Origin of the sequence: Vibrio sp. ZF 223, assembly GCF_003050585.1 — a bacterium.
Classification (GTDB): Bacteria; Pseudomonadota; Gammaproteobacteria; order Enterobacterales; family Vibrionaceae; genus Vibrio; species Vibrio crassostreae.
The window spans coordinates 1-23,084 of record NZ_PIGB01000005.1 but is presented as its reverse complement, the minus strand read 5'-3'; the positions used below and the strand labels follow the sequence as shown (position 1 = coordinate 23,084).

Here is a 23,084-nt window from a genome sequence, read left to right as displayed (position 1 = left end):
CTTTTGAATCTAGCCTTACCGATTCATTAATCGATTTGAGCTTTGTCTACCACAGTGTTGTCACCTAACTCTTCTGGAAGCACTAGGTTAAGTAGAATCGCCACGATACCGCACAAGCTTACGCCCTGTAGGCTGAAATCACCGATACCAAAGGCCATGCCGCCAATACCAAAGACTAAAGTAATGCCGACAATCACAAGGTTGCGTGATTTGTGTAGGTCAACTTTGTTCTGAATTAGAGTATTCAAGCCAACGGTTGCGATAGAGCCAAACAGTAGAATCATGATGCCGCCCATTACTGGAACCGGAATCGTTTGAAGTAGTGCACCTAGCTTACCGACCAATGCAAGAACGATAGCTGTTACAGCTGCCCAAGTCATGATCACTGGGTTGAATGCTTTGGTCAGCATTACTGCACCTGTTACTTCACTGTACGTAGTGTTTGGTGGCGCGCCCAGCATTGAAGCGGCAATGGTTGCCACGCCGTCGCCAGTAATAGTGCGGTGTAAACCTGGTTTCTTAAGGTAGTCTTTACCTGTTACATTAGAAATAGCAAGCATGTCGCCTACGTGCTCAACAGCAGGTGCAATCGCGACAAACACCATAAAGAAGATAGCGTTGATGTTGAACTCTGGCGCAGTGAAGTTTGGTAGTGCTAACCAAGATGCTTGCGCTACTGGTGTGAAGTCTACCGCGCCGTATACCAAGCTGGTGATGTAACCCGCAACAATACCACCGAAGATTGGCAGCAGCTTAAGGAAGCCTTTTGAGAACACACTGATGACAATCGTCACTAACAGTGAAATAGAAGAGATCCACAGTGCAGCGTCTGCATCAACAAGTTGAACCGCGCCATCGCCTGTCTTACCTAGCGCCATGTTAACTGCAACAGGTGCAAGACCTAAACCAATAACCATAATTACTGGGCCAACAACGACTGGTGGGAGCAGTTTATGGATAAAGCCAACGCCACGAACTTTAATTAACGCGCCCATTAGTACATACACAACACCTGCCGCCATTAGGCCACCCATGGTTGCGCCTACACCCCAAGTTTGAATACCAAACATGATAGGCGCGATGAATGCAAAAGAAGATGCTAAGAAGATTGGCACTGAACGGCGTGTAATAAGTTGGAATAAAAGGGTACCAATACCTGCGCCAAAGAGTGCAACGTTGGGGTCAAGTCCTGTTAGTAGCGGCACGAGTACAAGCGCACCAAATGCTACAAACAGCATTTGCGCACCTTGCAGAGCATTTTTCATGTTATGTCCTTAAAAATGGTCGTTATATGAAAAGCGAAAAATAAAATTCGCGGGATTCTATCACTTAGCAATCGATTGCCACACCAAATAGATCAAATTTATTTATCTTAGTGATGTTTTATATCCATCTAAGCCCTAGAAATTCAGTTTATAAGTGAGCGATTTATCATGGCCAGGTGATATTTTGTGGTTATTAAACACAGTGGGCGCTATCGACCTTGCCCCTCAATCCATAGTTGCTTATCATCTAGGCACAAGATTTGAATATTAGGATCAGTATGCGCTACATAGCATTGTTGTTGATGGGACTATTAGCCTCTCCGAGTTATGCCTTAACTCAAGTAGATATTTTTAGTGCTGAAGTTGCGATTAACGCTGAAGACAAACAGCCAGAACAAGTGGCAAGAAATACAGGTATGGAGCAGGTATTGATACGTGCGACCGGCCAAACTGATGTCGCTTCGAATGAGACGATTCAAAAGGCGATGCGCAAGAGTTCGCAGTACATGTCTCAAATGAGTTTTGGTGAAAGCAATGACCAGTCAACATTGCGTATGCGTTTTAACGGTGCTCAAATCCGTTCGCTATTGACTCAAGCACAGTTACCGTACTGGCCTGACACGCGTTCAAACATCCTTGTTTGGCTGGTGGAAGAGGACAACTACGACAAGAATATCGTCTGGGAACACTCTAACTCGCAGTTAGCAGCGGGCTTGCAAGCAAACGCAAAAGAGCGCGGTTTGCCTCTAACGCTGCCTGTGGGTGACTTTGACGATATTACGGGTATTGCAACTTCTGATTTGTGGGGCAGCTTTGTTACGCCAATCAGTAAAGCGAGTCAGCGTTACCCAGTAGATGCTGTATTGGTGATCAAGGCTCAATCTTCAGGTCTACGTTGGACTCTATACGATCAAAAGCCAAGTCAATTGACGAGCGCACCAACATCGCCTGTAAGTGGTTCTTTATCAGGTAACAGTGCCACGACTTCTAAGAAGTTAGTCGACCAAATCAGTAACTACTACGCAGGAAAAAGTGCTGTGACGGTAGCGAGTGAGTCATCAGAATCGATTTTAACGCAGTTTATTAGCCTGAATAATGCTCAAGACTTCTTTCAGTTGGAAAACGCACTTAAGCGTCTCAACTCGGTGGCAAGCCTAGATATTCTGAAGATTCAGAACAACGAAGTAACTTTCCGAATTCACTTATTGTCGACTCAACAAGAGTTTGAGCAAGAAGTTGCAAGTATTCGCCAAGTTGCAAAGGTTGAAGAATCTTACATTGAGCCTGAAGTGAGCCCTGAATTTGAAACTCAAGACAACACCATGTCTGTAGGCGATGATTCAACAGATGCTGCTGAAGTTGTTGGTGACGAAACTGACTCAGGCGTACAAGTGATTACTAGCAACGAGGTATCTGAGGATACTGAGCTAACGAACACGCCTGACGCAACGCTAGAGGAATCTAACACAGCTGATACTGCGCCTGTACATGCTAAGCCAAGCTTGGTCTACGAGTGGGTTCGCTCATAATTGTCTGCTGACATGACTGATTAAAATGAAACATTAAAAAGCCCTGCAAGAGCAATCCTGCAGGGCTTTTTGTTTATCTAGTGTCAGTGTTCAAGAGCAACGTATCAATATTATTGCTCGAATTTCGCTTTTTCTTTCTTTTCTACTTCCGAAAGGCGCTTCAACTTGATGCCTAACTCTTTAGCCCTAAAGCGAGTAAATAAGATATTGCCCGCGAAACCAAGAGTCGTCAGAAGCAGTTCTACAGCCGCTAACAAGCGTTCACCATCATCTACATACAAAATAGTTAATGCGTGTAGGAAATAGAGCATCAGGACGAAATTCGCCCAAGCGTGCGTATAAGGCTTACCGGCTAAAATGCCTGGTAATGGCAGTAACAGCGGTATTGCCCAAGCAATTGCCAGTGTTACATTACTGAGATGAGGATGCGGCGAAAGCGTCATCTGCCAAGCCACAACCCAACCTAACAGCAATAGGTTGCCTGCTAATGCGAGATAGCGGAATAGCTTAGTCTTAGGAGACATCGTCTTCTCTGACATGTACATCATTGAGAGATTCCTTTCTGATTCATAGCAATGCGCGCGAGGCGTTTACCTAGGTTCTGCGCCAACTCAATTTCTTCTTTGCTTAATGAAGCACTTTCGCCTGTGCTGCTTGCACCATAAGGCGTACCACCGGTTTGAGTGGTGTGCAGCGCAGGTTCTGAGTAGGGGATGCCCACGACTAACATGCCATGATGCAGCAGGGGCAACATCATGCTTTGTTGTGTCGTCTCTTGACCACCATGCAGTGATGAAGAAGAAGTGAATACACAAGCTGGCTTATCGATGAGATCGCCATTGATCCACAGTGACGTCGTGCTATCCCAAAAGTGCTTCATCGGCCCGGCCATGTTACCAAACCAAACCGGACTGCCTAGCGCTAAACCATCACAAGAGCGTAACTCTTGTAATGTTGCAATAGGGTCGGTTGGTTGATGACGCGAATCAGGCTGCTCTTCTACGGTATACACGTCGTTCACTGTTCTCAGCATAGCTTCACACTCAGGGATGGACTCCACCCCTCGTGCAATCTGTCTTGCTAAAGCTTGTGTGTTGCCGTGGCGACTATAATAAAGAACAAGAATGTTAATGCTCATATCGGATTACAGAATCTCTAATACTTGCTCTGGTGGACGACCAATCTTTGCTTTGTTGTTCGCAACAACCACAGGGCGCTCGAACAGTTTTGGATTTGTTGCCATTGCTGAGAAAAGATCTTCATCAGTTACTGATGCATCATCCAAGTTTGCTTCTTTGTAGTCCGCTTCTTTGGTACGCATCATGTCGCGAACATTGTCAAAACCCAGTTGAGTGAAAAGCACTTTTAGCTGCTCGACAGTTAAAGGCGTGTCTAGGTACTTGATAACTTCAGGTTGTACACCGTTTGTTTCAAGCAATTCGAGAGTTTGACGGCTCTTTGAGCAACGTGGATTATGATAAATCACGACAGACATGGTTCTTCCTCATTATTATTTTTGATTTAATTGTTTAGCTGAAGCCACCAGAGGCGACTTCTTTTTTGTGTAACGTTGAGCTTTCTTTTTATTCTTGCAACGAGCGGTTACCAGTAAATATATTATTGTAGCGACAAGAAGCGCTCTCGTTGAATCATTAGTTGATCAATTCGAGCGTCGTAGCGTGCTTGTTTTAGGCTGCCTAGTTCTGCGATTTGGCTCGCCTGCGTGTAGTACTGAATCGCTTTGTTCCAGTTGGCTTGTAGTGCCAAAATTTCTGCACGAGCAGCCAGTTCTTCGTCGCTATTACCAAGGCTCGTATTTACTTTTGAAAGTAGGTGCCAGCCATTGGTGTCATTCGGGTTATCGTGCGTGTAACGCTGCAATACGCGAACTGCTTCTTGTAGATTTTCATTTTCAATTAGTGCATTGGCGTAGTTGATGGTCAGAACTGGGTTGTTTGGCTGACGAACCAGTGCCGACTTAAGTTCTTTAATCGCAATCTCAGGCTGTTTCTTCTCGATGTGCAGATCGGAAATAGCATCTAGATAAAACAGGTTGGTCGGGTCGCTGTTAATCAGTTTGTTCAGAATTGGCTCTGCTTTGTCTAATTTTTTAGAATCTAGGTAAACCAGCGCTTGCCCATACTCTAACGATGGAACCAAGGCTTTAGGGGCTTTCTTCAGCTGACGCTCAAACCAATCAAGAGCAGCATCGTTATTAATGCCAGCATAGCGCGCAACAATGCGGGCTCTTGCAAGATGGTAGTCCAAAGACGGAGCTAGTTTCAGTGGCGGGTAACTACGAGCACGAGCACGTGAATCTGTAATTCGGTCTTCTGGTAATGGGTGAGTCAGTAGCATTGGAGGTGGTGTGCTCGCATAGCGGTATTCATCGGCTAAGCGGCCAAAGAAGCGTGGCATTGCATTCACATCAAAGCCAGCTTTCGCAAGCGTGTTGATACCAAAGCGGTCAGCTTCTTTTTCATTACTACGTGTGTAGTTGATCTGGCTTTGCATATTACCCGCTGTCGTTGCCGTTAGGGCTGCAATGCCCGCTTCAGGAGCTGCAATCGCCAGTAATACAGAAGCCGCAAGTGCAGCAATGGTTGCTGGAGAACGGCGAGCTTGATCTTCCATACTACGTGCTAAGTGACGTTGGGTAACGTGCGCGATTTCGTGCGCTAATACTGAAGCCAATTCACTTTCAGATTGTGCATGCAGGAATAGACCTGAATGCAAAGCAACATAGCCACCAAAGAAAGCAAAGGCGTTGATGTTGCGGTCACGGATCATAAAGAACTGGAAAGGCGTCTTTACATCATTTGCGTTAGCGACCAGACGATGACCAAGCGTATCAATATATAAGTTTAAAACTGGGTCGTTTACGATAGGCTGGCTGCTTCTGATGATACGCATGTAGGCATCACCATAGATAAGCTCTTGGTCGATAGAGAGTGTGCCGCCAGCAGCGGTACCGATATCGGGTAGCTCCAAACTATTGGTATTCGCCAACGTTGGGGTGCTTAATGTAGCTGCGATGCATAAGCAAGCAATTGAGCGAGCGCGTTTAAACATATTAGTCAGTAATACTCCGTTTCTTCTGACAGTAAGACAAGTGCAATGCAAATTGGTTCTTTATCTGGTTTAACCTTTGTTAAGTGCGTGCGCTATCCTGAAGGAAGATGAATCAATGATGGCACGTTTTCAAAAACAGATTACAATATGCCCCTTATAATAAGCATCGAGCCCAAGAATGACACCTAATATTCTAGATTTACGCCAAGAGCGCTGCCCAATGGCGTTATTATTAGCCAAGCGTCACAGTGTAAAGTTAGAAGTAGGGCAATCTTTGTCAATTTATGTATCAGATAACAGTTCGATGAAAGATATTGTTACTTTTTTGTCTAAGCAAGCTTATGTTGTCATGACAGAAGTTTGTTCTAATTACCACCATCTCCTCGTCACTAAAAAGGAATCGCAGTCAGATGCTTGAAATGGTCAGTCGTTGGTATAAACGACGTTTCTCTGATCCACACGCTGTCAGTTTGGTTGCCATCATTCTATTCGGCTTTATTACTATCTACTTCTTTGGTCACCTGATCGCACCGCTGTTGGTGGCGATTGTGTTGGCTTATTTACTTGAGTGGCCAGTGACTCAACTTCAACGACTCGGTATTCCCAGAACGCCATCGGTGATGTTGGTGATCTTGATGTTCTTTAGCCTAATGCTACTAGCGATATTCGGATTAGTGCCAACCATTTGGGAGCAAGTGGGTAACCTGATCAATGATATTCCTAGCATGTACGGTAGCTTGCAGAAGTTCATTGCAACGATTCCAGAGCGTTACCCTGAGCTTGCTAACTTACAGATTGTTGAATCTGTAATGTCTAACGCGAAGAACAAGGCGTTGGGTATGGGTGAGAGTGTGGTGAAAGGCTCGTTAGCGTCTCTGGTTAGCTTAGCGACGCTAGGTGTTTATCTGATCTTAGTACCACTGCTTATTTTCTTCTTACTGAAAGATAAAGAAGAGATGATCAGAATGGCAAGTGGTGTGCTTCCTCGAAACCGTCGCTTAGCGACCAAAGTATGGGAAGAGATGAACGAACAAATCTCGAACTACATCCGCGGCAAGGTGCTAGAGATCTTAATCGTGGGTGGCGTCAGCTATGTAACTTTCGCTATTTTAGACCTTCGCTACTCTGTGCTGTTAGCGGTTGCTGTCGGTTTCTCGGTATTGATTCCATACATTGGTGCAGCGGCGGTAACCGTACCGGTTGCTATTGTTGGCTTGTTCCAGTGGGGGCTTGAGCCTCAATTCTACTGGCTATTGTTGGCTTACGGCATTATTCAAGCCCTAGATGGTAACGTGTTAGTGCCGGTTCTGTTCTCTGAAGCAGTGAATCTGCATCCTGTTGCGATTATTGTGGCGGTATTAGTGTTTGGTGGACTTTGGGGCTTCTGGGGCGTGTTCTTCGCGATTCCACTGGCGACTTTAGTGAAGGCGGTTTGGAATGCCTTGCCGAGCCATGCGCTAGATGATGACCCTGTACACCATCAGTAACGAAATAAGTGACAAAAAAGGCGAAATGACTTATAAGCAAGTTCAAGAGCGTTATGGGATCCAAGGTCGCTCTACCGTTTTAGTTTGGCTTCGCAAACATGGTCAACTAGATTGGTCTAAAGGAATAGAACAATCGAGAGCGTTAGGAGCGACTGTGTCAAACTCTTCCTCAACTCAAACCCCAGAGCAACGAATCAAAGAACTCGATCAGCAATTAGAAGAAATTCAGCTCAAAGCTGAGTTCTTTGAAGCGGTTGTAAAAGTCATGGATCGAGATTTCGAAGTCCGAATCTCAAAGAAGCGCAAGGCCGAGTAATTAAGGAAAAAACGGTCAGAAAGTTGACCGTCACCAAAGCTTGTCACTTCATAGGTATTACACGACAAGCTTTCTACAAGCGCTGTGTTGCAGAAATTCATCAGACAAAGAAAGATGAATCTGTACTCGGTTCTGTGAAGGAGCAAAGGATGATGCACCCTCGTATAGGGACTCGTAAGATCAAGTATTTACTTGCTCAAAACGATATTGAAATCGGGCGAGACCGCTTATTCTCTCTGCTGAGAATGAATCGATTATTAGTACCGAATCGAAGGGCTTACCATCGAACCACAAACAGTAATCATCGCTTTTACTGCCATCCAAATCGAATCAAAGAAGGCTTAATACCGGAAGGACAAGAGCAATTATGGGTTGCCGATATTACTTATCTAGCAACGCGGCGTGGTAGTACTTATCTCAGTTTAGTGACGGACGCTTACTCAAGAAAAATCGTGGGCTATCACATAAGTGATTATATGAAAGCTCGCACGGTCAAGCAGGCCTTTTTAAACGCGTTGAAAGAGCGGAAGAATACAGGTGAGCTTGTCCATCACTCAGATCTAGGTGTTCAGTACTGCTCTGTAGAATACCAAGAGTTGCATCGACAGTATGATGTATCATTGCTCAATGACTGATGGCTATGACTGTTATCAGAATGCGTTGGCAGAGAGGATCAACGGAATACTGAAGATGGAGTATCTGTTGAATAAGCCTAATGATTTAGATGAAGCAAAGAAAATGGTCGCTGAATCAGTAAAAATCTATAATGAATATAGGCCTCACACAGCTCTAAAATACAAAACGCCCGATGAAGTACATCGAGCGTTTTAGTCAATCAAGTGTCAACCCATATCAGGACGGGTCAATACTGGCGATTTAAAAAGGTATCTGCCTATCTATTTTCCAGAGCCGCTAATCTCTCAGTAAATACCTTAGTTTTTCGATAATGACTTTCCCAAATCTTTTATCATCTAGGACTGCGCACATACCGACTCTGTCTTCTTTCATTATCAAATCACAGACAAACTCACCATTGAATCGGCTTGGGTCGTTAAGATTTATCTTCAAATCAATCGTTTTGGTCTTAACTTCTCTGTTTTCTAATTTTTTCTCATAACCAATAATATGAAGCTCAACCGCCTCTTTTGGAAACATAACTTCATAGCTTTGTTCCCAATCAACATCGGCATCATACCATTTCAGTTCGCCCATTATGTCTAGTTGGTTACAAGGTTGGCCCGAAAGGAGCAGACACTGCGAGGATTCTGGTTCGTAACAATGACTCCATTGATAAGTATTAGCACAGTTCATTTGCATCTCTTGATATTGTTGCCGAGTAAGAGAACATAAAGACTTCACATCGCGGTACTGGCACCGTTCTGGGTGCTTAAATACCATAAATTGATGCCATTTTACCATCGTATTTCTAACGGGACGGTAGTCTTCAAAGGTTTGCCAATACTCCATTTGTTCTGGTACTTGGTAGGCGGAGGTTTGATAACTGAGAATACTGTCTTGCCTGTTTGAGCTACTTTCAAAGGCTCTCAATTTTTCGGCAAAGTTTAATAAATTGGTGTCAGAAAGCGTTATAGGCTCTCCCGCAGCATAGGCCTTTATCACGATGTCATAATCTTGTTGGTACTGTCGATATTTCTCTATGGTCTCATGATCTAGGTCACCGGAAACGAGCGTCATGTAATTGGCTGATATCTGTGCCGCCGTTTTTGCCACATCCTCGTTCCGCAGTGTCTTTGATTTAACTTGTAACAGCAAAGAGATCTCACGTCCGTATTGCACACCATCGATAAATTCATCACCACAGAGAGATCTAAAATTACGTTTGCTGATTTCAGTATTGGTCTCCAGCAATGCTTGTGCTCTTTGGTCAATGGTGGGCCAGGCGTCACGGATGAGTTTTCTTGTTCTTTCTTGAATAATAAAGGCCACTGTATTGTTTTGTTCTAGGTTTTGAAAGCTATTGGATACGTCTCGTCGAAAGCGGGCAGAAGCAGAAACGCCACCGTAGCGCCCATCGACATTCATGGAAAGTGCAGAAGAGAAAAATTCATCGACCTCCGATTTGCTAGCAACAATTCGCCCTTCAACGTATCGGCTGAAGTTATCTATTGTTTGATACTCACGGTTAAGGATGCAGCGATTTCTTATCGGTTGCTCGGAAACAAGGTTGAAGCCATAACCGAGTATATTGGCCTCAGAAGTCGCGGGGCTGTCTTTATTATTGGAGCGCACAGAACGAGAGAAACGGTGCCTTGCATCAAAGCGCAATTGATCGATTTCACTTGGTGTTAAGCGAACCACTCGCGCTTTCTCCCATAGGTTTACTTTATCTACAGAGTTCGGCTGTGCGATAGTCTGTGTACTGATGAAAAAAGCACACAGAAAAATGCACCTGACTAAATCAAACATTTTGATACCGTTATCAGAAAAATTAATACTATTTAATGAGATAAGGTTTATTTTTGCACTGAATAAGGCTGTGAATTGTGAAGTGATAGGGAATATTGCGTGAAGATGGCCCGTTGGATGTAGTGCAAGAAGCGATCACTAACCGCGGTTACACCGGCCACGAAGAGATTGTGGAAGTCGGCTTAGTGCACATGAATGGCCGGGTTTACGATCAGGAATTAGGGCGATTTATTAGCCCAGATCCGTTTGTTCAAGCTCCGTATGTCACTAACAGCTTTAACCGATATGCTTATGTGATGAATTAATCCTCTAAAGTATACTGATCCTACTGGGTACTTTTGGGGAGGGAGTTGCAATACCGATGGAACGATGCGTGATGATCGTGGTAGGGAAATTGGGCGTTGGGATAACGGGAATGGCAGAAGAAATCAGGATAGGAGTAATGTCTCAAGGACATCTTCTAGAACAAAGGAAAAAGAGGAGTTTATTTCAGACTCGGTTACTGAAATAGCATCTTTCCCGGGCAAAACAGACCCAACACTAAGCGCGGAAATGGAGAGGCTAGAAGGGGTATTGGGAGATCTACAAACGCGAGCCAATCTCTTGATGTCAATGCGAGTAAACTAGCATCGGCTTCATTCTCTGATGTAATGGGGCCATTTAGTGAGATGAAGCCGAAGGATCCTACAAAGTTAGAATTTGACTTTAGTTATTCTAAAGGTACTCAGGTTGGAAAGAGAAAGAGCTTTGATATAACAACGAGTTCAAATGGTGAAACAGTGACAAACTCGATATCAATAAACGTTGGCCGAACTGGTGTTGAGTTTACCAGAGATGAACAAACAAACGAGATTAATGTTACTGGCAAATATGGAGTAGGTGTTGGTGGGAAACACCTAGGTGCAGGTGCTCATGGGGCATCTTGGTATAGCTGCGGATGCAAGCATAGGTGGTGCTGGAGGCTCAATGAAATATGATGTAGATATGAAGCAACTTAATGAAAATAGTCAAATCAATGGAATTCATGACTTTATAGATAACACCAATACTCAAATTCATGGCAATCCACTAAATAGCTTCTAGGGAGTTTTATGTATCAAATATTAGTTTTTTTGTTAGCACTATTTATGTCATCACAAGTTTTCGCTGATGGAGATATAAGCTGGGTTAACGCTAAGAATAAGTATTCTTGTACAAAAGAATTAGATACCTGCTTCTTGGAGGACTTTACTTCAGAAGAAGACTCAAAGGTTGTTGATGGGATATTTTTCTACTTGGATAATATCAATTATCTCAGTCATTATTATAACAAAACCAAGTTCCTCGATAGGCTAGATAGCATATCTAAAAAAAATGAGAACTACGCGTTTTTGATCGAAGCTATGCGACAAGAGAGTTAGCTTTTATTCTTATTAAATCTAGAGATTTAGATGATTTAGAGCTGGCAGGAGATATATTCAGAATATTTTCTGAGATTGGTGATGAAGAGGATGTATATAACTATGAAGTATATATTAAAGGAATGAAGAACTTAAACGACAACCAATAATTTCTTTCTCACCTTATTCATTGTTTTTTGATATGGAAAGACGTTTGTTAGGCTTAGAAAATGAAATTTTGCGTTGTCAATAGTATTTTTATTTCTTCAATAGGACTTTTCAATATCAAGTTTTATATTGGGCAAGTGGAGTGTAGTCGTGCTGATAATACTGATGAAATATTTACATGGAGGCGTTAGTGAAGGCAGTTTGGAATGCCTTACCGAGTCATGCTCTCGATGATGACCCTGAACATCAGCAGTAGCCTCTGATAGCCAATAGCAATTGAACAAGCTATTAATTTGAATAAGTATAAAAAAGGCGACTATCGATGATAGTCGCCTTTTTGCATTTGGCTTAGTGAGTGGTGTATTTAGATTCGCTAGGTATGAACTTAGAGAATCAACTCACTGAAATCGAGATTAAGCTTCTGGGTTGAAGTAATTTAAAACCACTTCGTGGTGAGTCTTGGTTTTGAACTTATTGAAGACGTGTTCAATCTGACCTTCTTCATCGATTAGGAAGCTAATACGATGCAGACCATCGTATATTTTACCCATAAACTTCTTCTCGCCCCAAACGCCAAACTGCTCAGCAACGCTGTGGTCTTCGTCAGACAGCAGTGTGAAGTTTAGAGATTTCTTCGCAACGAAGTTTGGTAGGCGTTTTACAGGGTCAACACTTACACCTAAAACAACCACATTTAGGTCATCAAGCTGTGCTTTGATATCACGCAGGCCTTCAGCTTGCACAATACAACCCGGAGTCATTGCTTTTGGGTAAAAGTAGAAAAGTACTTTTTTACCTTTGAAGTCACCAAGAGATACGATATTGCCATCTTGATCTGGAAGAGAAAAAGCAGGTGCTGGAACACCAGCCGTTAGCGTATTCATGACATTTCCTTTTTAAAGACTGTTTTTGATAAAGTTGAGCGAGCCTTGGACTGATAGGCTCTGACACAGCGAATTGAATTCTTCTTGTAGCTGCATCAAATTACATTCTGATTGCACAGAAGCGGTAATAGAGATATGGAATTGGTCGTTATCGAGCTGAACCTTGGACTTATTGATGGTCTGCGCGCTAAGCGAGTCGAGGCCGATATTGCGGTCTGCGAAGAACTGAGTGAATTGCTCGGTCAGGCCGAGTTTGTCGTCTGACTCAACGAAAACTTCCAGCGTGTAGGAGTTCTCAATAACATCATGAGGCGAGGTTCGCTTCATAATCGTAATCAAGTCGTGCTCTTGGCCAAGCAAGGGCAGGGTGGTTTCAACGCGGGTAATGTTATTTGCCTTTCCAGACAGTAGCATGATAAGCGTAAATTCTTCGCCAAACAGAGCGATACGGCTATCAATAATGTTACAGCCTGATTGGGTGACTAAATGAACCACTTGGTTGCATACACCTGGGCGATCAGTGCCCACAGCTGTGATTACTAGATGTTGAGTCATAAAATCACGTCTCTTTATATTCCATTGATTCATGCATGTTAGCACAGTTAGCTTGTGGAATAAGCGTGCGTAAGGGGCTTTTTATGAGCCACCTTGCTTCTAACATGTAACCAATGATAAGAATGTCAGGTGCGTTAAAAAACGAGATAGAGTGATGAGAGCACAGCTTACTTGTTACTGACATCCAGTTAGGTGCTATCCGCTAGATTGAGCGCAGGTTACCCAAATTCTAGGTAGAACGCTGTTAGAAGTCGTTTTACCTCAAACATACGACAATATTTAATGCAGATGTTGCCGGTAAGCCACTTTAATGTCTTGTGTTTATTGATTGGCTTACAGTAACATGCAAAAAGAATAAATTAAGGGAGATAGACATGTTTTCAGGAAGTATCGTTGCGCTAGTTACGCCATTTAACGCAGATGGCGAAGTGGATTTCGACAGCCTTAAAAAGTTGGTTGATCACCATGTTGCTGCAGGTAGTGATGGTCTGGTTGCGGTTGGCACAACAGGTGAGTCTTCAACACTCACAATTGAAGAGCATGTCAAAGTCGTCAACAAGATCGTTGAATTTGCTGATGGTCGTATTCCCGTTATCGCTGGTACAGGTGCAAATGCAACTCACGAATCTGTTCTATTCAGCCGTTTGTTGAATGGTTCTGGTATTGCAGGCTGTCTGAGCGTAACGCCTTACTACAACAAACCGACTCAAGAGGGTTTGTACCAACACTACAAAGCGATTGCTGAAGTCAGTGACGTTCCACAAATCCTATACAATGTTCCTGGTCGTACTGCTGTAGACTTGTTGCCAGAAACGGTTGCTCGCCTTGCTGAGATCGAAAACATCGTTGCACTTAAAGATGCGACGGGTGATCTCGACAGAATTGCAATTCACCGTGAACTTTGTGGCGAAGACTTTATCTTACTAAGTGGTGATGACTTAACAGGTCTAGAATTTGTTAAGCGTGGTGGCGATGGCGTGATCTCTGTAACGAATAATGTTGCAGCCGCTGATATGGCAACCATGTTCAAGCTAGCAAAAGAAGGTAAGTTTGAAGAAGCAGAAGCGATCAATGAGCGTTTGATGCCTCTACATAAGAATTTGTTCGTTGAATCTAACCCTATTCCCGTAAAATGGGCGGTTCATAAAATGGGTCTGATCGCTGAAGGTGGCTTACGTCTACCGCTGACTGAACTGTCAGAACCAGCTCAACCTGTTGTTGCTCAAGCAATGACTGAAGCGTGCATTTACTAAAACGTATGAAGTGATGCCGAAGCGAACTTTCGGCATTTAGGAGTATAAATGAAGTATTCTCACCAGCTAGTGATTGGGTCACTGGCTGTTTTCGTTCTTACAGCATGTTCTGGCAGCCCGACTCAACGTCGCCAAGCCAAAGATGATTTCGAATACTTAGAAACACCTGAGTTTTCACAATGGCAGTTGCCTGAAGATGCTCAGCCTCAGTTCTACCCAAATTTTGACATCCCAAGCGGTGAGTTCAGTGGTGGTACAGGTCGTGAAGTTGATATTCGCCCACCGCAACAGGTTCTTGAATTGATCCCGGGTGCTCGCGCTGAGCGTCAAAATGGTGAAGTGACACTATGGCTTCTTCGTGCTGAAGAGGCAGACAGAGTGTGGCAAACAGCAGTAGATATGCTAGCTCAACGTGGTATTGGTATTCGTGAGCAATCCGAGAATGAGATTGAGACTGATTGGGTAACTTGGGTTTCTGAAGATGAAGACGTAGAGCTTGGCAGCCGCTACTCTATCTCTCGTTTCCAAGCGAACAACCGTCATGGCTTTAAGATTAACCTTATTGATTGGCGTGAAGGTACTGAAGAGAAGCCAGTAACGGCAACCAATAAAGAGCGTTACAACGCGTTCTTAACTAACTTAGTGATGGCTAAGTACGATGAAAACCTTCGTGCTGAAGCAGCTTTGAAAGCACAAGAGTTGGTGAAGCGTATTCCGATCTCAATGGGTGCTGACCGAAGTGGTTTCCCTGTGATTATTGCTCGTACACCATACAATGTATTCTGGCAGCGTCTGCCAAACTTGTTGCCTGCTATGGGCTTTGAGCTTGAAGAGCGCAACCAGTCTCAAGGTACAGTGAAAGCTAAGTACGCCGCGCCAGATGATGAGTTCTGGGAAGAAATTGGCCTACAGCCTATCGATTTAGCGCCAGGTACTTACAACTTCCTATTTGGTGACCTTGGTAACCGTACGTCGATTAACGTAACGGATGCATCAGGTAAGCCAGTAGAGGAAGAGCTGCTTAAGTCAATGGTTCCGGTACTAGCGCATATTGCTGACCAGACCAAAGATGACAAAGAAGCGAAAGCTGAGTAGTAGCACTTAAGCAATCACAGAGCTGGTTTCAATCAGCTCTGTGATTAGCTAAAGCCAATAAAAAAGAGGACACATTGTGTCCTCTTTTTTTTTGTTCGTTGTTATCAGACTATTAGTTAATCAAGTGGATACCCAAAGTAAAAAGCTATGCGTCTTTGTTGTCTTTGGATTCTTCTTTTTCAGCTTTCTCTTGATTCTGCTTATCCAAGCGATTGAGTTTATCTAAATCTCGCTCTGTTTTACCACGACCTGTCAGATCCATATTGGCAGTCTGTTTAAGAGCTGCGATGTTACCCACCACGACGCTAACCACGATGATGATGATAACCCAAGGGTTTGTAAGCCACTCCAACATAAGCGCTCCTAATGACTGATATTCGCTACGAAGCGTGCGTAGATCTCGTCTAGCTGCTCCATAATAATCTCATACCCTAATATTGGCTTAGATTGGAGTTGCTTGCCAAGTAAAGTGGGAGATAACTGTGATAAACACGACTCCGAAACGTTACGATGGCTAATATGCCAAGGTTCTATCGCCACACCACCCAGGTCTTGACTGTAAGGGAAGAAGAACCCAAATTGTTCAGCATGAACCGATAGCCATTGGTAAAACGCTTGCTGGTGGCCGGTAAGGTATTCCCATGGTTCTAATTGCAGCTGTGTGCTTTCAGGTAAGAGGTTACGAGCAAAGACATCGAAGTCACAACCCCAATGGTGACGACTCGCACCGGGAAGCGCAGACCATCTCAAGATAGCCGACAACTTTTGATGTTCAGTCAGTGTTGAAGCATCAAGTGGTTGGCTCTCTGAATCTAATATCAGAGCTTCGCCAGAAAACTTACGGTTCCAAATCAAAGATTGTCTTTCATAGTCGCGAAAGCCACTGGCAATCTCCATTTTAAAACCAGCGAGTTGAGCAGCTTCAATCAAATTGTTTAGGTCATTCTTAACCTCACTGTGAACCAAGAAGGTCTTGGTACCGATCAGGCTAGGTTCTAGATGAGAATCTGATTGTCCGGTAAGCTGCTCTGGTGTCATAACGAGTCTCTCAATAATTAGATGCTATGAATCGCTGATGAAAGACTATTTAGCGAACAGGTTCACTAATGTTCTTTCGTACATGTCAGTTAGCTTTTCTAAATCAGCCACTTTCACGCATTCGTTAACTTTGTGAATCGTCGCGTTCACAGGGCCTAGTTCAACGACTTGTCCGCCCATGCGCGCAATGAAGCGGCCATCAGACGTACCGCCAGTCGTTAGTAGTGCTGGTTTAACATCATTCACGTGACCTACTGCATCAACAATAGCATCAAGCAGTGAACCTGCGTCCGTTAGGAACGGGTCGCCATTGAATGTCCACTTAAGATCGTATTCGAAATCATACTTATCGAGTGTTGTTGTGATTCGCTCAACGATGATGTCGTTGCTTAACTCGGTACTAAAACGCAGGTTAAACTGAACATTAAACTCACCAGGGATCACGTTTGACGCGCCAGTACCTGCACTTACATTTGGAATCTGGAAGCTTGTTGGTGGGAAGTAATCATTACCCTTGTCCCACTCAGTTGTTGCCAACTCGTTGATAGCAAGCAGAGAGCTGTGTACTGGGTTGTTCGCTAGGTGAGGGTAGGCAACATGACCTTGTGTACCTTTGATCGTTAGATCGCCTGTGATAGAGCCACGACGGCCGTTCTTCACAACATCACCTACGAACTCAGTGCTTGATGGTTCACCAACAATACACATGTCGATGTTCTCACCACGAGCCATCAGCGTTTCGACAACACGTACCGTACCGTTGATGAATGGGCCTTCTTCATCCGATGTGATAAGGAAACCGATTGAACCTGTGTGGTCTGGATGCTGAGCGATGAACTGCTCAACAGCAACAATCATTGAAGCCAGAGAGCCTTTCATGTCCGCTGCGCCGCGGCCGTGTAGGAAACCATCTACGATAGTCGGTTCGAATGGTTTAGTGTTCCACTGCTCAATCGGGCCAGCAGGAACAACATCAGTGTGGCCAGCAAAGGCAAACAGAGGCGCTTCAGTACCACGACGAGCCCAAAAGTTCGTCGTATCTTCAAATACCATTACTTCGATTTCAAAACCGAGCGCTTTTAAGCGATTAATCATCAGCTCTTGGCAGCCTGCATCTTCAGGGGTTACCGATTGACGGCTAATGAGGTCTTTTGCCAGAGCCAAAGTTGGGCTATCTGTCATCCTTGAATTCCTTGTTTAAATAAAACGTCTAGTCATTAATTTCAGGCGTTGAACAGGGGAAGTTCAACGTCTTGTTATCTGTTCTAATTTGCTTATTACGAAAATTGCTGATTACGCAAAAATAGCAGCGTATTGGTCAGCTTTGAAGCCAATATGAAGCTTGCCATCGACTTTCAAGACAGGACGCTTAATCATTGCTGGTTGTTCAACAAGCAGAGTGATTGCAGTTTGCTCCGTTAACGTGTCTTTTTGCTCTTGAGAAAGTTGGCGATAAGTCGTGCCACGTTTGTTTAGTACAAGCTCCCAGCCAAGCTCTGAGCAAAAGTTTGTTACTAGCTCTTCAGTGATGCCTTGTTTGCGATAATCGTGAAATTCGAACTCGATACCTTCAGCTTCGAGCCATTTCTTTGCTTTTTTGATGGTGTCGCAATTTGGGATACCAAACATAGTGATAGTCATTATTCTTCCTTTGGGTGATTTTATTTCATTGTTATGAGTCGAATCCTATCAGGAAGCGGCAATTCAGACAAAATAGAGTGAGGAATATTTCATTGAGCGAAAAAAAACAGTAAGAAAATGTCACTATTGGAGACTTATTGATCAGCCTCAACATGTTGTTAGCGAAAAAAGAAATAATTGAGTTGCACATATATAGGAGGTGTCAATGGAGTTGAGTCCTGTTTTTGCAAGGCGGCTATATTTAGCATTGTTAGTCGAAAGCCTTGATAGGCCAAATGTGCCTAAACTCATCGAAAAAACGGGTTGGCCTCGTCGTACTATTCAAGATGTACTCAAGGCGTTACCGGGGATCGGTATCGAACTTATGTTTGTTCAAGATGGGCGACGTCATAATGATGGTTATTACCAGTTATCCGACTGGGGACCATTTGACAGTCAGTGGGTTCTAGAACGTAAAGGCGATATAGCAACAAGCCTTGGATTTAGTGCATAAGCCAGCGAAAGCTGGCTTTCTTTTTTTGTATGCCGCTAAGTAGAGCTGTTGGTTACTCGCAAAGATAAGCGGTGCCAAGCATGGTAACCGAAGTCGCAAAATCTTGAGGTAAGGTAAAGATGACGGTATCTGCGCCTAGCTTAATGGCATTCGACTTAAGCTCATTCATCGCACCTTGAATCAGGGTGTCATTGGGAAAGAACAAATAGCTGTACCAGTGACCTTCGCTGCCAGTGACTTCCCCTTTATATTCGCATTGGTCGATATTAATCAGGCCGTGGTAGTCCATTTGTACTTTGTCAGCTTCGCTATGGGGCATTGATGTGGGTGTCGTGCAACCTAGCAATGCACCACTTATAATCAAAGCGACCAATTCCTTTTTCATACGATTACCCTGTTATTTCATCAAATAAATTGCGAAGCCTATCCAGCTAGCGACCAATAGTAGCCACGGCAATTTGTTGGCGTGATTTGATGCGGTTTCAACGCTAGTGTCGATATCCAGCTCTTGAGCTTGGTGCGCTTGTTGAGTCTGCTTCTCTTTCTGTACACGTTTCTTTGCTTTATCAGCTTGGCGACTGCGCTCTTTTTGCTGTTTCTTATAGAGCGCAATGCCTTTCTCAATCCCCTGAGCAATCAATTTAGTTTGTTCTTTGGTCTGAGCAGGTTTTTGAGTCGCTTTGGCTATCTTCAGTGCTTCTTGTTGAGATTCAACAGACGGCGTATTAGTTTTCTTTTTCATACTGAGTTCGATAATTAAAACGGATTGGCTACTAAGATAACGCAAAGCTAGTTAAGTATGAATGATTTGCGTTAAAGTGTTGGTTTGAAAATAAGTGAAAGTGAGATTTGTGCGGTACTCCATAGAACAATACGACAAGCACGGCTTTTTGAAAGCCCCGATCTTGCTCTGGTTAGGTTGGTTGTTTCTTGCTAAAGCCTTGGTCGTTTTCATTGTTGCAGGCGCAAGCCGAGAATCGGGAACGGATATCCTCGAGATAGTCTACCCAGATCATCAGATGTTTTATGTTGGGATTGCATTGAGTATCCCTAGCTTATTACTGATGTGGTTGTTTGGACTCAGAGCGCCAGATAGAAAACGCCTTAATAAAGTGGTGTCGTGGGGGCGCGGGGTGACCATGATGGCTATCTTGGCACAGAGCTCCCATACGATTTATTTAATCTATTTGGATAACGGATGGTTCCGTTGGTCAAATGGCATCACCCTATTGTTGCTGCTGTGGTTGGCGCTTTACCTAACCAATAGCCATGCTGCAAGGGATTGCTTTAAAGTGGTTGAGCACGAAGACTGATTCTCATCAAAACATTTGTCCCATTCACAATTATACTTAGAAGCTAAAACTGGAAGGAATAATCTATGCTTAATGTTTCAAATGAGCAGCCTAACGTTCAAAGTGCTATTTTGCCTGAAGCTGGGCCTTTCGCTCTTTACGTTCAACTTAAAGTGAACGCTAATACTGCTAATGTACTAGCAGAAATTCAAAAGCTTCCGACTCTAATCGAAGAGCTAAACCAAACTCAACCTGATGCGAACCTAACGGCGTCGGTTGCGTTCTCAAAAGCTTTTTGGGATAAGTTCGAGCAAGCTGCTCCCTCTGATCTAATTGATTTCCCTGCGCTTGGCGAAGGTGATGTGACAGCACCGAGCACACTGTCTGATGTTTTGATTCACTGTCATTCAAACCGACATGATCTGCACTTCTTCATCCTACGTAAATTGCTATCTGAAGTAGCGGCAGACGTTGAAGTAGTGGATGAAACTTACGGTTACCGCTTCCTCGACTCACGTGACATGACTGATTTCGTTGATGGCACTGAAAACCCGAAAGACGCACAGCGCGCTGAAGTGGCGATTGTGCCTGAAGGTGAATTCGCGGGTGGTAGCTACGTGATGGTGCAACGTTTTGTGCATAACCTACCTGCTTGGAACCGATTAAACGTATCGGCACAAGAGAAAGTGGTTGGCCGTACTAAACCAGACTCTATCGAGTTAGATGATGTTCCAGCAGCGTCTCACGTTGGCCGTGTGGATATTAAAGAAGAAGGCAAGGGTCTTAAAATCGTTCGTCACAGCCTGCCCTACGGCACAGCAACGGGCGATCACGGTTTACTGTTCATTGCTTACTGTAACGTTCGTCATAACTTTGATGCGATGTTAGAGAGCATGTACGGCGTAACCGATGGCAAAACAGACCAACTGCTTCGCTTTACTAAAGCCGTTACTGGCGCTTACTACTTTGCTCCTTCAACTGAGATGTTGAGTGCATTAACGATTAAGTAAGCCGTCTCAAAAAGAATGAACAAAAGGAGCCTCAGGGCTCCTTTTTTATTAAAGCTTTATATGAATTGGTCGATATAAGAGCAATCGTGAGTTTTATTCATCTTTTTGTAAGTGAAGGTCTATGGCTATAACTGTTAATACAAATGTCTCAGCGCTGGTGGCTCAGAGAAACCTCTCTAATGCCAACAACATGCTGAACCAATCTTTGGAGCGCTTGGCTTCAGGGAGTCGTATTAACAGCGCTAAAGACGACGCTGCAGGCCTGCAAATCTCGAATCGACTTGAAGCGCAGATGAGCGGTATTGATGTCGCTGTTCGCAATGCGAATGACGGCATCTCCATTATGCAAACTGCAGAAGGTGCGATGAATGAAACCACCAATATCATGCAACGCATGCGTGACTTGTCCCTACAAGCGAGTAACGGCTCGAATAGTTCATCAGAACGAATCGCCATTCAAGAAGAAGTGACCGCCTTAAATGACGAGTTGAATCGAATTGCAGAAACCACCTCATTTGGTGGAAAAAAGCTCCTTAACGGTAGTTTTGGTAGCTCGTCATTTCAGATCGGTGGTAGTTCTGGTGAAGCGGTGCAAATCGGCCTGAAAAGCATGCGCACCGATGACATCAACATGGGGGGCTTTAGTTATGTTGCCAGTGGCATGGCAAGTGACTCGTGGGAAGTAAAATCCAACCAGAATGATATGACGATGTCTTTTACCGACCGTTTTGGTCAGCCTCAAGAGATCGCCATTAATGCTAAAGCGGGCGATGACATTGAAGAGCTGGCGACTTACATCAATGGTCAAACAGATCTGGTATCGGCTTCCGTCAATGACGAAGGGCAACTTCAGATCTACATGTCTGGCGAAGATACGGCCGGCACGATCTCTTTCTCAGGTTCGTTAGCCAGTGAACTTTCGATGTCGGCGGGTTATTACGAATCTGTCGACGACATCAACGTGACCGATGTGGGTGGTGCGCAGCGTGCTGTCTCTATTTTGGATACAGCGATGAAGTACGTGGATAGTCATCGTTCTGAATTAGGCGCAATGCAAAACCGCTTTGATCATGCGATTAATAATCTCGAAAATGTTCATGAGAACTTGGCGACATCAAATAGTAGAATTAAAGATACTGATTACGCCAAGGAAACCACTCAAATGCTTAAGCAACAAATTTTGCAGCAGGTGAGCACCACAATATTGGCCCAAGCAAAGCAGGCGCCGAACCTTGCCTTAACCTTATTGGGTTAATAAATTGCCTAAAATATTATAAATGTGTTTCGGCTTAATCAGTCCGTTTGGTTAATTAAAATACAAATTGTCACTCGACCGACTTCTCGGCAACTTTAGTGTTTTTCTCATCTTTTTTTGATAATTTTACTGCCAGTCACGCTTTCTTCTCCTTTATCGCTATTTCTTTAATTTTGTTGTTTTTTTCCTAAAGGTTTCGCCAATCACGCCGTTATTAAAAGTAACTTAGAGATAACTACTTGGTTTTCCGAGACGTCGGAAACCGCTATACCGGAAAATCAATTGGAGAAGTCACCATGGCAGTGAATGTAAATACAAACGTATCAGCGATGACAGCGCAACGTTACCTAAACAACGCAAACAGCGCACAACAAACATCAATGGAGCGTCTAGCTTCAGGTTCTAAAATCAACAGCGCAAAAGATGACGCTGCGGGCCTACAAATCTCGAACCGTTTGAACGTTCAGAGCCGTGGCCTTGATGTTGCTGTACGTAACGCGAACGACGGTATCTCGATTGCACAAACTGCTGAAGGTGCAATGAACGAGACAACGAACATCCTGCAACGTATGCGTGATTTGTCTCTGCAATCTTCAAACGGCTCAAACTCAAAATCTGAGCGTGTAGCGATTCAAGAAGAAGTAACAGCACTGAACGACGAGCTAAACCGTATCGCGGAAACGACGTCTTTCGGTGGTAACAAGCTGCTTAACGGTACTCACGGTACTAAATCATTCCAAATCGGCGCGGATAACGGTGAAGCGGTAATGCTTCAACTGAAAGACATGCGCTCTGATAATGCTCAGATGGGTGGTAAGAGCTACCAAACTGAGAACGCGAAAGACAAAGATTGGAACGTTCAAGCAGGTTCTAACGACCTAAAATTGTCTTTCACTGACAACTTCGGTCAAGCCCAAGAAATCGA

At 44.0% G+C, this 23,084-nt stretch carries 26 protein-coding genes and 2 pseudogenes; 14 read left to right on the top strand and 14 right to left on the bottom strand.

Annotation, left to right across the window (positions count from 1 at the left end; genetic code table 11):
• Positions 1-26: 26 nt before the first annotated feature.
• The gene (locus CWO13_RS11680; RefSeq protein ID WP_048661237.1) at positions 27-1,265 is read right to left on the bottom strand and encodes a uracil-xanthine permease family protein; all 1,239 of its coding nucleotides are present in this window, start codon (positions 1,263-1,265) and stop codon (positions 27-29) included.
• A 278-nt stretch (positions 1,266-1,543) separates the two neighbouring features.
• Between CWO13_RS11680 and CWO13_RS11675 the strand changes: the two genes are divergently transcribed.
• A complete protein-coding gene (locus CWO13_RS11675; RefSeq protein WP_108083014.1) occupies positions 1,544-2,794 on the top strand; it encodes a DUF2066 domain-containing protein in 1,251 nt (416 codons plus the stop codon).
• Between the two features lie 110 nt (positions 2,795-2,904).
• On the opposite strand, the gene CWO13_RS11670 is transcribed toward CWO13_RS11675, so the two are convergent.
• The 4 genes from CWO13_RS11670 to CWO13_RS11655 form a co-directional block, all read right to left on the bottom strand.
• Entirely contained in the window at positions 2,905-3,342 is a 438-nt protein-coding gene (locus CWO13_RS11670; RefSeq protein WP_108083013.1) for a DUF2069 domain-containing protein, read from the bottom strand.
• Entirely contained in the window at positions 3,339-3,932 is a 594-nt protein-coding gene (gene wrbA / locus CWO13_RS11665) for an NAD(P)H:quinone oxidoreductase (RefSeq protein ID WP_048661240.1), read from the bottom strand. Before wrbA ends, CWO13_RS11670 begins: the two co-directional genes overlap by 4 nt.
• 6 nt (positions 3,933-3,938) lie before the next feature.
• The gene (gene arsC, locus CWO13_RS11660; protein WP_102479007.1) at positions 3,939-4,289 is read right to left on the bottom strand and encodes an arsenate reductase (glutaredoxin); all 351 of its coding nucleotides are present in this window, start codon (positions 4,287-4,289) and stop codon (positions 3,939-3,941) included.
• A gap of 122 nt (positions 4,290-4,411) precedes the next feature.
• The gene (locus CWO13_RS11655) at positions 4,412-5,866 is read right to left on the bottom strand and encodes a tetratricopeptide repeat protein (RefSeq protein WP_057622310.1); all 1,455 of its coding nucleotides are present in this window, start codon (positions 5,864-5,866) and stop codon (positions 4,412-4,414) included.
• A 178-nt stretch (positions 5,867-6,044) separates the two neighbouring features.
• Between CWO13_RS11655 and CWO13_RS11650 the strand changes: the two genes are divergently transcribed.
• The 3 genes and pseudogenes from CWO13_RS11650 to CWO13_RS11640 all read left to right on the top strand — a co-directional run bounded on the left by CWO13_RS11650 (position 6,045) and on the right by CWO13_RS11640 (position 8,500).
• Positions 6,045-6,284 carry a sulfurtransferase TusA family protein gene (locus tag CWO13_RS11650; protein ID WP_004738640.1) on the top strand — a complete coding sequence of 80 codons (240 nt, stop codon included), beginning with the start codon at positions 6,045-6,047 and terminating at the stop codon, positions 6,282-6,284.
• Positions 6,277-7,353 carry an AI-2E family transporter gene (locus tag CWO13_RS11645; RefSeq protein ID WP_008222960.1) on the top strand — a complete coding sequence of 359 codons (1,077 nt, stop codon included), beginning with the start codon at positions 6,277-6,279 and terminating at the stop codon, positions 7,351-7,353. Before CWO13_RS11650 ends, CWO13_RS11645 begins: the two co-directional genes overlap by 8 nt.
• Positions 7,328-8,500, top strand: a pseudogene (locus CWO13_RS11640) (IS3 family transposase). The gene CWO13_RS11645 and the pseudogene CWO13_RS11640 overlap by 26 nt, the downstream one beginning before the upstream one ends.
• Positions 8,501-8,581: 81 nt before the next feature.
• Here the strand turns inward: CWO13_RS11640 and CWO13_RS11635 are convergent.
• Positions 8,582-10,096 (bottom strand): hypothetical protein, encoded by a 1,515-nt coding sequence (locus tag CWO13_RS11635; RefSeq protein WP_108083012.1) that lies wholly within the window; start codon positions 10,094-10,096, stop codon positions 8,582-8,584.
• A 119-nt stretch (positions 10,097-10,215) separates the two neighbouring features.
• On the opposite strand from CWO13_RS11635, the pseudogene CWO13_RS23705 reads away from it, so the two are divergent.
• The 3 genes and pseudogenes from CWO13_RS23705 to CWO13_RS11620 all read left to right on the top strand — a co-directional run.
• Positions 10,216-10,438, top strand: a pseudogene (locus CWO13_RS23705) (RHS repeat-associated core domain-containing protein); the annotation flags it as partial.
• 570 nt (positions 10,439-11,008) lie between these two features.
• Positions 11,009-11,179 carry a hypothetical protein gene (locus CWO13_RS23470; RefSeq protein ID WP_157933146.1) on the top strand — a complete coding sequence of 57 codons (171 nt, stop codon included), beginning with the start codon at positions 11,009-11,011 and terminating at the stop codon, positions 11,177-11,179.
• An 8-nt stretch (positions 11,180-11,187) separates the two neighbouring features.
• Entirely contained in the window at positions 11,188-11,496 is a 309-nt protein-coding gene (locus CWO13_RS11620; protein ID WP_102432039.1) for a hypothetical protein, read from the top strand.
• A 560-nt stretch (positions 11,497-12,056) separates the two neighbouring features.
• On the opposite strand, the gene bcp is transcribed toward CWO13_RS11620, so the two are convergent.
• Both bcp and CWO13_RS11610 read right to left on the bottom strand, forming a co-directional pair.
• A complete protein-coding gene (gene bcp, locus CWO13_RS11615) occupies positions 12,057-12,527 on the bottom strand; it encodes a thioredoxin-dependent thiol peroxidase (RefSeq protein WP_102432038.1) in 471 nt (156 codons plus the stop codon).
• Positions 12,528-12,539: 12 nt separating this feature from the next.
• On the bottom strand, positions 12,540-13,082 hold the full coding sequence (locus CWO13_RS11610) for a glycine cleavage system protein R (protein WP_017632494.1): 543 nt from the start codon (positions 13,080-13,082) through the stop codon (positions 12,540-12,542).
• Positions 13,083-13,456: 374 nt separating this feature from the next.
• On the opposite strand from CWO13_RS11610, the gene dapA reads away from it, so the two are divergent.
• Both dapA and bamC read left to right on the top strand, forming a co-directional pair.
• Positions 13,457-14,335 carry a 4-hydroxy-tetrahydrodipicolinate synthase gene (gene dapA, locus CWO13_RS11605; protein WP_017632493.1) on the top strand — a complete coding sequence of 293 codons (879 nt, stop codon included), beginning with the start codon at positions 13,457-13,459 and terminating at the stop codon, positions 14,333-14,335.
• Positions 14,336-14,383: 48 nt separating this feature from the next.
• A complete protein-coding gene (bamC, locus tag CWO13_RS11600; RefSeq protein WP_102432037.1) occupies positions 14,384-15,430 on the top strand; it encodes an outer membrane protein assembly factor BamC in 1,047 nt (348 codons plus the stop codon).
• Positions 15,431-15,575: 145 nt separating this feature from the next.
• Here bamC and CWO13_RS11595 read toward each other — a convergent pair whose 3' ends face one another.
• The 4 genes from CWO13_RS11595 to CWO13_RS11580 form a co-directional block, all read right to left on the bottom strand.
• Complete coding sequence (locus CWO13_RS11595) at positions 15,576-15,785, bottom strand: DUF2897 family protein (protein ID WP_102432036.1); 210 nt, start codon at positions 15,783-15,785, stop codon at positions 15,576-15,578.
• 8 nt (positions 15,786-15,793) lie between these two features.
• Entirely contained in the window at positions 15,794-16,468 is a 675-nt protein-coding gene (locus CWO13_RS11590) for a M15 family metallopeptidase (protein ID WP_048661246.1), read from the bottom strand.
• 45 nt (positions 16,469-16,513) lie between these two features.
• Positions 16,514-17,650, bottom strand: coding sequence for a succinyl-diaminopimelate desuccinylase (gene dapE / locus CWO13_RS11585; protein ID WP_108019948.1), 1,137 nt, complete (start codon positions 17,648-17,650; stop codon positions 16,514-16,516).
• Positions 17,651-17,761: 111 nt separating this feature from the next.
• Positions 17,762-18,109 (bottom strand): ArsC family reductase, encoded by a 348-nt coding sequence (locus CWO13_RS11580; protein ID WP_108019950.1) that lies wholly within the window; start codon positions 18,107-18,109, stop codon positions 17,762-17,764.
• A 205-nt stretch (positions 18,110-18,314) separates the two neighbouring features.
• Here CWO13_RS11580 and CWO13_RS11575 point away from each other — a divergent pair, with 205 nt between their 5' ends.
• Positions 18,315-18,602, top strand: a complete 288-nt coding sequence (locus tag CWO13_RS11575; RefSeq protein ID WP_004741665.1) for a winged helix-turn-helix domain-containing protein — start codon at positions 18,315-18,317, stop codon at positions 18,600-18,602.
• Between the two features lie 52 nt (positions 18,603-18,654).
• Here CWO13_RS11575 and CWO13_RS11570 read toward each other — a convergent pair whose 3' ends face one another.
• Both CWO13_RS11570 and CWO13_RS11565 read right to left on the bottom strand, forming a co-directional pair.
• Entirely contained in the window at positions 18,655-18,987 is a 333-nt protein-coding gene (locus CWO13_RS11570; RefSeq protein ID WP_108083011.1) for a DUF4156 domain-containing protein, read from the bottom strand.
• A 12-nt stretch (positions 18,988-18,999) separates the two neighbouring features.
• Positions 19,000-19,344: a DUF2956 domain-containing protein gene (locus tag CWO13_RS11565; RefSeq protein WP_048664614.1), complete on the bottom strand. Its 345-nt coding sequence runs from the start codon at positions 19,342-19,344 to the stop codon at positions 19,000-19,002.
• A gap of 109 nt (positions 19,345-19,453) precedes the next feature.
• Here CWO13_RS11565 and CWO13_RS11560 point away from each other — a divergent pair, with 109 nt between their 5' ends.
• The 4 genes from CWO13_RS11560 to CWO13_RS11545 form a co-directional block, all read left to right on the top strand.
• Positions 19,454-19,915 carry a DUF2919 domain-containing protein gene (locus CWO13_RS11560; RefSeq protein WP_048661250.1) on the top strand — a complete coding sequence of 154 codons (462 nt, stop codon included), beginning with the start codon at positions 19,454-19,456 and terminating at the stop codon, positions 19,913-19,915.
• 65 nt (positions 19,916-19,980) lie between these two features.
• Positions 19,981-20,904 (top strand): Dyp-type peroxidase, encoded by a 924-nt coding sequence (locus CWO13_RS11555; RefSeq protein ID WP_102432031.1) that lies wholly within the window; start codon positions 19,981-19,983, stop codon positions 20,902-20,904.
• 121 nt (positions 20,905-21,025) lie between these two features.
• Positions 21,026-22,159: a flagellin gene (locus tag CWO13_RS11550; RefSeq protein ID WP_102432030.1), complete on the top strand. Its 1,134-nt coding sequence runs from the start codon at positions 21,026-21,028 to the stop codon at positions 22,157-22,159.
• A gap of 296 nt (positions 22,160-22,455) precedes the next feature.
• Positions 22,456-23,084 (top strand): flagellin N-terminal helical domain-containing protein (locus CWO13_RS11545; RefSeq protein ID WP_108083010.1); only part of this gene is annotated, 629 nt, incomplete at its 3' end.

Coding starts and splice junctions, on each gene's coding strand:
- CWO13_RS11680 (WP_048661237.1), bottom strand. CDS start 1,265: ATGAAAAATGCTCTGCAAGGTGCGCAAATGCTGTTTGTAGCATTTGGT.
- CWO13_RS11675 (WP_108083014.1), top strand. CDS start 1,544: ATGCGCTACATAGCATTGTTGTTGATGGGACTATTAGCCTCTCCGAGT.
- CWO13_RS11670 (WP_108083013.1), bottom strand. CDS start 3,342: ATGATGTACATGTCAGAGAAGACGATGTCTCCTAAGACTAAGCTATTC.
- wrbA (WP_048661240.1), bottom strand. CDS start 3,932: ATGAGCATTAACATTCTTGTTCTTTATTATAGTCGCCACGGCAACACA.
- arsC (WP_102479007.1), bottom strand. CDS start 4,289: ATGTCTGTCGTGATTTATCATAATCCACGTTGCTCAAAGAGCCGTCAA.
- CWO13_RS11655 (WP_057622310.1), bottom strand. CDS start 5,866: ATGTTTAAACGCGCTCGCTCAATTGCTTGCTTATGCATCGCAGCTACA.
- CWO13_RS11650 (WP_004738640.1), top strand. CDS start 6,045: ATGACACCTAATATTCTAGATTTACGCCAAGAGCGCTGCCCAATGGCG.
- CWO13_RS11645 (WP_008222960.1), top strand. CDS start 6,277: ATGCTTGAAATGGTCAGTCGTTGGTATAAACGACGTTTCTCTGATCCA.
- CWO13_RS11635 (WP_108083012.1), bottom strand. CDS start 10,096: ATGTTTGATTTAGTCAGGTGCATTTTTCTGTGTGCTTTTTTCATCAGT.
- CWO13_RS23470 (WP_157933146.1), top strand. CDS start 11,009: ATGGGGCATCTTGGTATAGCTGCGGATGCAAGCATAGGTGGTGCTGGA.
- CWO13_RS11620 (WP_102432039.1), top strand. CDS start 11,188: ATGTATCAAATATTAGTTTTTTTGTTAGCACTATTTATGTCATCACAA.
- bcp (WP_102432038.1), bottom strand. CDS start 12,527: ATGAATACGCTAACGGCTGGTGTTCCAGCACCTGCTTTTTCTCTTCCA.
- CWO13_RS11610 (WP_017632494.1), bottom strand. CDS start 13,082: ATGACTCAACATCTAGTAATCACAGCTGTGGGCACTGATCGCCCAGGT.
- dapA (WP_017632493.1), top strand. CDS start 13,457: ATGTTTTCAGGAAGTATCGTTGCGCTAGTTACGCCATTTAACGCAGAT.
- bamC (WP_102432037.1), top strand. CDS start 14,384: ATGAAGTATTCTCACCAGCTAGTGATTGGGTCACTGGCTGTTTTCGTT.
- CWO13_RS11595 (WP_102432036.1), bottom strand. CDS start 15,785: ATGTTGGAGTGGCTTACAAACCCTTGGGTTATCATCATCATCGTGGTT.
- CWO13_RS11590 (WP_048661246.1), bottom strand. CDS start 16,468: ATGACACCAGAGCAGCTTACCGGACAATCAGATTCTCATCTAGAACCT.
- dapE (WP_108019948.1), bottom strand. CDS start 17,650: ATGACAGATAGCCCAACTTTGGCTCTGGCAAAAGACCTCATTAGCCGT.
- CWO13_RS11580 (WP_108019950.1), bottom strand. CDS start 18,109: ATGACTATCACTATGTTTGGTATCCCAAATTGCGACACCATCAAAAAA.
- CWO13_RS11575 (WP_004741665.1), top strand. CDS start 18,315: ATGGAGTTGAGTCCTGTTTTTGCAAGGCGGCTATATTTAGCATTGTTA.
- CWO13_RS11570 (WP_108083011.1), bottom strand. CDS start 18,987: ATGAAAAAGGAATTGGTCGCTTTGATTATAAGTGGTGCATTGCTAGGT.
- CWO13_RS11565 (WP_048664614.1), bottom strand. CDS start 19,344: ATGAAAAAGAAAACTAATACGCCGTCTGTTGAATCTCAACAAGAAGCA.
- CWO13_RS11555 (WP_102432031.1), top strand. CDS start 19,981: ATGCTTAATGTTTCAAATGAGCAGCCTAACGTTCAAAGTGCTATTTTG.
- CWO13_RS11550 (WP_102432030.1), top strand. CDS start 21,026: ATGGCTATAACTGTTAATACAAATGTCTCAGCGCTGGTGGCTCAGAGA.